Genomic DNA, 6,187 nt, shown 5'->3' with positions numbered 1-6,187 from the left:
AAGGAGAACACCCGGATGTTCTATGGCGATGCCAAGGACAGCCTCAACAAGCTGCTGCCGATGATCGAGTGATCGGCACAATAAACAGGGGCAGGGGGCGCGGGCAATCGCGCCCCTTTCCGCATCAGGCACGCCGGTCCGACCGGCCATGAAGGGAAGCTGCGCCGTGGGGCCGGAACTTGAACATCCGCTGCGATACGATCTTGTCAACGAGCTGCACGCGCGGCCGTCGCCCCGGCTGTCCGCCCCGGCCACCTGCGTCTTCGTGGCCTTCAAGGAACCGCTGGACGCCGCCAACCGGGACCGGACGCGGGATCTGGCGCATCTGACCCAGCTGACCAGCCGGCATGGCGGCCCCCGGCCCGATCCCCATGAAAGCCATTACCAGGGACGGCTTGGCCGCCATGACCTGAAATGGGAAAGCCATACCGAATTCGTGACCTACATGGCCCTGACCCCCGGCCTGCCGATTCGGCCCTTTGACCCAAGCGCCGCCGCGATCTTTTCGCAGGACTGGCAGCAGGCGGCGCCCGGCAAGCGCGTCGCTGCCGTCATGGTCCAGATCGACCTGCTGCCAGACAACCCGGACGAGGCGCCTGATCGCATCGAGACCTGGTTTGCCCGCGACAGCCTGACCGCCGTTTGGGTGCTGGAGGAAGCCGCCTTGATTGCGGGCGATTTCAGGATCGACGCCGACGGCTGGATGCGCTTCGCCCTGTTCGTGAAGCCCGGCGTGGGCGAGGGCCGCATCGGCAGGATCGTCCACCGCCTGGCCGAGCTGGAAACCTATCGCGCAATGTCCATGCTGGGACTTGGTCGCGTCCGCGGCCTCACCAACCGGCTGAACGAGCTTGAGCCGCGCCTTTCCGCCATCGTTGACGGCATGACGGACGAAGCTCGCCCGGCTGAAGCCGTCCTGCACGAGTTGCTGGCCGTCTCGGCCGAACTCGAGGCGCAGGCGGTCCAGCACTCTTTTCGCTTCGGCGCGACCAAGGCCTACGAGGCGATCGTCACGGACCGCATCACAGCCCTGCGCGAGAGCCGGTTCAAGGACCGGCAGATGCTGACCGAGTTCATGCGCCGCCGTTACCAGCCGGCGATGCGGACAGCCGCCTCGGCCGAGACGCGGCTGACGACGATGCTGGAACGCGCCGCGCGCGCGGGCGAGCTGCTGCGCACGCGGGTCGATGTAGAACGCTCGGCCCAGAACCAGTTGCTGCTGGAGCGCATGGACCGGCGAGCCGACCTCCAACTGCGCCTGCAGCACACGGTGGAGGGGCTGTCGGTCGTGGCCATCAGCTATTACGTCGTGGGGCTGCTGTCCTATGCGCTGTATCCCGTCGCGACCAAGCTGCAGGTGGACAAGGCCTATCTGATCGCCGGCCTGACGCCCGTTGCAGTGCTGATCGTGTGGTGGGCCATGCGGCAGGTTCGCCGCAGCCTGCACAAGCATGGACCGGCGGGCGATTTGTGACTTGAAGGCGCGGGGCAGGGTGCGGATAAGGCATCAAGCCCCTAAGCCCATGGACCTGTGATGAAACTGCTTCTTGCCCTTGCCGCCCTTCTGACGCTTTCCGCCTGCGGCGTGCCGCTGGTGCCCTTCGTCTGATGGCGCGGGACCTGACGCTCTATGGCCTTGCGCATTGTTCGACCTGCCAGAAGGCGCAGGCCGAACTGGAGCAGCATGGCTGGGCCGTCGCCTTTCGCGATGTGCAGAAGCAGCCCCTGACGGATGCGGAACGGGCAACGCTGCTGGCCGATTTCGGCGACAAGATCGTCAACCGCGCCAGCCTGACCTGGCGCGCCATGTCCGATGACGAGCGTGCGGCCAACCCCGTCGCGATGATGGCTGCCAAGCCAAGCGTCATGAAGCGCCCGGCCATCGTCGCAGGAGACTTGCGCCTGCTGGGCTGGACCGCGAATGTGAAGCGCGCCCTCGGGGTGCCGGCCTAGCGGTTGTTCCCGGCCAGCGACCGCATCAGCGGAACGATCCCGGACAGGTCATAACCCGCATTGGCGGCGGTGGACAGAAGTTCGGCCTCGGACTGCCTGCCCGACTGGCTCAGCGCCCAGAGGACGGTGGAGCGGTTGCCTGACCGGCAATAGGCCAGGGCGGGCTTTTCGCCGTCCAGCGCCTCGGCAAAGCCCTGGATCAGGTCGGGCGTGATCTGGCCCGGCGTGAACGGCAGGTAGTGATAGCTCATTCCCGCATCTGCCGCCGCCCGGGCCATCAGTTGGTGGTCCACTGCGCCCGCCTCGTCATCAGGACGGTTGTTGATCAGCGTCTTGAAACCCGAGGCAGCCAGCAGCGGCACATCCTCGATGGTGATCTGTGGTGCGACCGCAAGGTTCGGCGTAAGCTGGCGCAGGTCCATGACAAGCCCTTTTGTGACGACAAGCCTGCGATTGAGGCGAAGCCATGCGGAATGTCAAGCGCGCGCAAGGATGGTGGTCAACGGATCGGGCAGGGGGGCCGTCAGGTCCGATATCATCCAATCGGCAGCGCCGAAGTCGTCGCCATCGGTATAGATCGAGGGCGTGACCAGAACCCGAAGGCCCGCCGCGCGCGCCGCAGCCAGGCCGGGCATGCTGTCCTCGATTGCGATGCAGTCCGAGGCTGACAGGCCAAGGCGCCGCAAGGCCAGTAGATAGACATCCGGTGCGGGCTTCTTGGCCGCGACCTCGTCCCCCGCGGCGATGGCGTCGAAGATCTGGTCGGCAGGCCTGCCCAACGTGGAGACGATCAGCGCATCTATGTTCGGCCGGCTGGTGGTCGTGGCGATGGCATTGCGAAAGCCGCGCTGGCGCGCAGTCTCAATCACCTCACGCACACCAGGCCGAAGCGATGCTGACCCGTTTTCGATCATTCGACCGTAGATCGCTGTTTTTAATTTATGTATTTCTGCAACTGCATGGGTTTCAATAGCCATCTCCCGGTCTGCCGCGAACCGCGCCATCCGTTCCTTGCCGCCGGTGACCTGCAACAGCCGCCGATAGGTTTCTTGGTCCCAAGACCAATCCAGACGTGCTTCCGCGAAGGCCTGGTTGAAGGCAGCGCGATGCGTTTCCTCGGTCTCGGACAGGGTACCGTCCACATCCCAGATCAGCGCCTTGATCACATTGCTGCCTGCAGTTCGACCAAGGCGGGCAGGTCGGCGAAGTGGTCGAAGGACGCAGCATGGGGCAATTCGGACAAGGGAGCCTGCCGATACCCCTTTGAATAGATCAGGAAGGGCACCGGAACCGCCGCCGCGCAGGTCGCGTCGAATTCGCTGTCCCCGACATAGAAGGCCTTGGGACGTTGCGGATCCGCGCCAAGACCCGCCAGGGCCGCACGCAAGGGCGCGGGATGAGGCTTGCGCTCGGCAACCGAGTCGCCGCCGATGATGCAGCCGAACAGGCGCGCGATCCCGAAATGTTCCAGGATGACCTGGGTGACTGCATGCGGCTTGTTCGTGCAGATCCCCAAGGAATGCCCGCGATCCGCCAGCAGTTCCAGGGTTTCGAGAACCCCGGGGAACAGCCGCGTCATGTTCGTGGCGTTCTGGTAGCACAGCATGAAGGCCGCGATGTAGTCCGGCTTCTTGTCATCCGGCAGTTCACGGGCGGCAATGACCTTCTGCCACAGCACATCGACGCCGCCTCCGATGAAACTGCGGACCTGATCCAGGGTCAGCAGCGGTGCCTGATGCTGGCCCAGAACCGTATTGACGCAGGCATGAATGTCGGGGGCGCTGTCGATCAGCGTCCCGTCCAGATCGAAGACAATGGGGCATGGCGAAAGACAGACGTTCATGCAGCTTTCCATTTTATAGAACAACCCATCGAGGGGATCTGATTTTCCGGTCCCTTGCCGGTATCCGCGATCTGCAACATGGCTTCCAGAAGCTCGCGCCGGGCTTCCAGGGGGCCGGCGGTGCGGGTCGAAGAGTCGAACCTGCCGCGATACTGCAGCTTGCCGGCTGCGTTATAGCCGAAGAAGTCGGGTGTGCATTCAGCCCCATAGGCACGCGCAACCTGCTGCGACTCGTCATAGAGGTAAGGAAAGCTGAAAGCGTGGCGTTCAGCCAAGTCCTTCATGTGCGCGGGCCCGTCCTGCGTGTATTGCTCGACATCATTGGCGGAAATCGCAACAACCCCGATCCCGACCGCCTGCATCTGCCGGGCGTCACGCACGATCCTGTCGAGGATCGACTGGACATAGGGACAGTGATTGCAGATGAACATCACGAGCGTACCTCGCTGACCGGCCACATCCGCCAGGCTGTAGAACCGGCCATCCGTACCAGGCAGATTGAAGTCATGCCACGCAGCGCCAAAGTCGCAGACAGGTGGTGAAACAGCCATGAAGTTCTCCTTGCTGCGGCATCCCGCAGTTTGGGAAATCCGGGGTATCAAGGCAAGTGCGGCTATGGTCGCACAAGGCAGATTATTACATAATACAGATTATTTATGCTGTACATATAGCCGCAAAGTTAGAATGTCTCACCTCTGCAATCTAGGAATGTCACACTCCCCTGGATGAACAACGTGTCGATCCGTGGGAGCCGGGACATGGGATGGGTGATGATGAGCGAACGCGAGCTGAACCGGGTCGCGGTTTTGAGCCAGGTGCTGCAAGGCCGGATGTCAGCCGTGATGGCGGCCGATGTTCTGGGTCTGAGCCGCAGACAGGTTCACCGGTTGCTGAAGCGGTTCGGGACTGATGGCCCGGCGGCGATCCGGCACCAGGCGCGTGGCCGGGCATCGAACAACCGGATCGACCCCTCGATCCGGGAGGCTGCCATGGCGCTTGTCCGGGACCACTATGCCGACTTCGGCCCGACCTTGGCGGCCGAGAAGCTGGCGGAGCGTCACGGGCTGACGGTGTCGCGCGAGACCTTGCGCAAGTGGATGCAGGATGCGGGATTGTGGCTGTCGCGCAAGCAGCGCCGGACATTTCACCAGCCACGCCTGCGCCGCGAGTGCCTTGGCGAGCTGATCCAGATCGACGGCTCGGACCATCGCTGGTTTGAAGATCGCGGTCCGGTTTGCACCTTGCTGGTGTTCATCGATGACGCCACCAGCACCCTGATGCACCTGGAGTTTGTCAGCTCCGAGAGCACCTTCAGCTATTTCGGAGCCCTGGAGCGATACCTGACGCTCCATGGCCGGCCGGTTGCCTTTTACTCCGACAAGCACACGGTGTTCCGGGTGCCGAAGCAAGATGCCAGGACAGGCTATGGGATGACCCAATTTGGCCGGGCCCTGAACGAGCTGAACATCGAGATCCTGTGCGCCAACTCCTCGCAAGCAAAAGGTCGCGTCGAGCGCGCCAACCGCACCCTGCAGGACCGCCTGGTCAAGGAACTGCGGCTGGCCGGCATCTCCGACATGGAGACCGCCAACGCCTTTCTTCCCGGCTTCATGGCGAGCCACAACGCGCAGTTTGCCAAGCTGCCCCGCCGTTCGGACAACCTGCATCGGGCGCTGAATGTCGAACCGGATCGGCTGCGCGACATTCTCTGCTATCGCGATGAGCGGTATGTCAGCAATCAACTGGCCTTCTCCTATGACCGGCTGCGGATCATCCTGGCGGAGAACGAGATCACCCGCGATCTGCCGGGCAAATACGTGGACAGCTATGAGTTCGCGGACGGCCGGCTGGAGTTCCGCTGGAAAGGTGTCTCGCTGCCCTACTCCGTGTTCGACAAGGATCAGCGGGTGACCCATGCCGCCATTACCGAGAACAAGCATCTGAGCGCGGTCCTGGAATACATCAAGGCCGAGCAGGACAAGGCTCCGCCAAAGATACACCGGGTCGGCAAGCAACGCACCCGTTACACGCCCACGGGGCGCCGCAACACCGGCTGGAACTCGCTGGCAGACCGCAAGCGCAAGGCAGCCGGCGCAGCCAGCCAGGGCTCCGATGCCTGAGGTCTCCGCCCTGTCAGGCTGCGCCCTGATGCCTCCGCTGTGACATTCTTACTTTGCGCAGCCAAGGACATTTCAACTTGGTTGCAACAGTACATATAGCCGGGGCACATTCCATTCTGGAATGCATCACTCGATAGTTTCCTGAAGCACCTCAGGAGCATGTGATGAGGCGCCCTTTCACCAACCTGACGCTGGACGAACGCCGCGTGATTGCAAGGATGCTGCAGGCCAAGGTGCCAAAGACGAAGATTGCGGCGATGCTCGGCCGCGA

7 protein-coding genes and 1 pseudogene are annotated in these 6,187 nt (G+C 63.1%); 4 read left to right on the top strand and 4 right to left on the bottom strand.

Translation table 11 applies throughout. The features are described from left to right. Positions 1-166 precede the first annotated feature (166 nt). Positions 167-1,474, top strand: a complete 1,308-nt coding sequence (locus OU682_RS23220) for a DUF3422 family protein (RefSeq protein WP_268944558.1) — start codon at positions 167-169, stop codon at positions 1,472-1,474. Between the two features lie 134 nt (positions 1,475-1,608). Next, positions 1,609-1,953 carry an arsenate reductase family protein gene (locus OU682_RS23215; RefSeq protein WP_268944557.1) on the top strand — a complete coding sequence of 115 codons (345 nt, stop codon included), beginning with the start codon at positions 1,609-1,611 and terminating at the stop codon, positions 1,951-1,953. Here OU682_RS23215 and OU682_RS23210 read toward each other — a convergent pair. Genes OU682_RS23210 through OU682_RS23195 form a run of 4 tightly spaced genes read right to left on the bottom strand, consistent with a single transcriptional unit; the run spans position 1,950 to position 4,347 of the window. Then, positions 1,950-2,375, bottom strand: coding sequence for a protein tyrosine phosphatase family protein (locus tag OU682_RS23210; protein ID WP_268944556.1), 426 nt, complete (start codon positions 2,373-2,375; stop codon positions 1,950-1,952). The genes OU682_RS23215 and OU682_RS23210 overlap by 4 nt on opposite strands. A gap of 54 nt (positions 2,376-2,429) precedes the next feature. Then, positions 2,430-3,119: an HAD-IA family hydrolase gene (locus OU682_RS23205; protein ID WP_268944555.1), complete on the bottom strand. Its 690-nt coding sequence runs from the start codon at positions 3,117-3,119 to the stop codon at positions 2,430-2,432. After that, on the bottom strand, positions 3,116-3,796 hold the full coding sequence (gene gph, locus OU682_RS23200; protein WP_268944554.1) for a phosphoglycolate phosphatase: 681 nt from the start codon (positions 3,794-3,796) through the stop codon (positions 3,116-3,118). The genes OU682_RS23205 and gph overlap by 4 nt, the downstream gene beginning before the upstream one ends. Then, complete coding sequence (locus tag OU682_RS23195; RefSeq protein ID WP_268944553.1) at positions 3,793-4,347, bottom strand: thioredoxin family protein; 555 nt, start codon at positions 4,345-4,347, stop codon at positions 3,793-3,795. Before OU682_RS23195 ends, gph begins: the two co-directional genes overlap by 4 nt. Before the next feature lie 207 nt (positions 4,348-4,554). Here OU682_RS23195 and OU682_RS23190 point away from each other — a divergent pair, with 207 nt between their 5' ends. Both OU682_RS23190 and OU682_RS24525 read left to right on the top strand, forming a co-directional pair. Further along, positions 4,555-5,916 carry an ISNCY family transposase gene (locus OU682_RS23190; RefSeq protein WP_268944559.1) on the top strand — a complete coding sequence of 454 codons (1,362 nt, stop codon included), beginning with the start codon at positions 4,555-4,557 and terminating at the stop codon, positions 5,914-5,916. 164 nt (positions 5,917-6,080) lie between these two features. After that, positions 6,081-6,187, top strand: a pseudogene (locus OU682_RS24525) (IS30 family transposase); the annotation flags it as partial.

Source organism: Paracoccus benzoatiresistens, from assembly GCF_026913015.1.
GTDB classification, from domain to species: Bacteria; Pseudomonadota; Alphaproteobacteria; order Rhodobacterales; family Rhodobacteraceae; genus Paracoccus; species Paracoccus benzoatiresistens.
Note: the sequence above shows the minus strand (reverse complement) of the source record. Positions and strands in the feature narration are given on the sequence as shown.

Bases quoted from the DNA above. Each gene is read 5' to 3' on its own strand.
- gph (WP_268944554.1), bottom strand. From the start codon at position 3,796: ATGAACGTCTGTCTTTCGCCATGCCCCATTGTCTTCGATCTGGACGGG.
- OU682_RS23210 (WP_268944556.1), bottom strand. From the start codon at position 2,375: ATGGACCTGCGCCAGCTTACGCCGAACCTTGCGGTCGCACCACAGATC.
- OU682_RS23195 (WP_268944553.1), bottom strand. From the start codon at position 4,347: ATGGCTGTTTCACCACCTGTCTGCGACTTTGGCGCTGCGTGGCATGAC.
- OU682_RS23215 (WP_268944557.1), top strand. From the start codon at position 1,609: ATGGCGCGGGACCTGACGCTCTATGGCCTTGCGCATTGTTCGACCTGC.
- OU682_RS23190 (WP_268944559.1), top strand. From the start codon at position 4,555: ATGGGATGGGTGATGATGAGCGAACGCGAGCTGAACCGGGTCGCGGTT.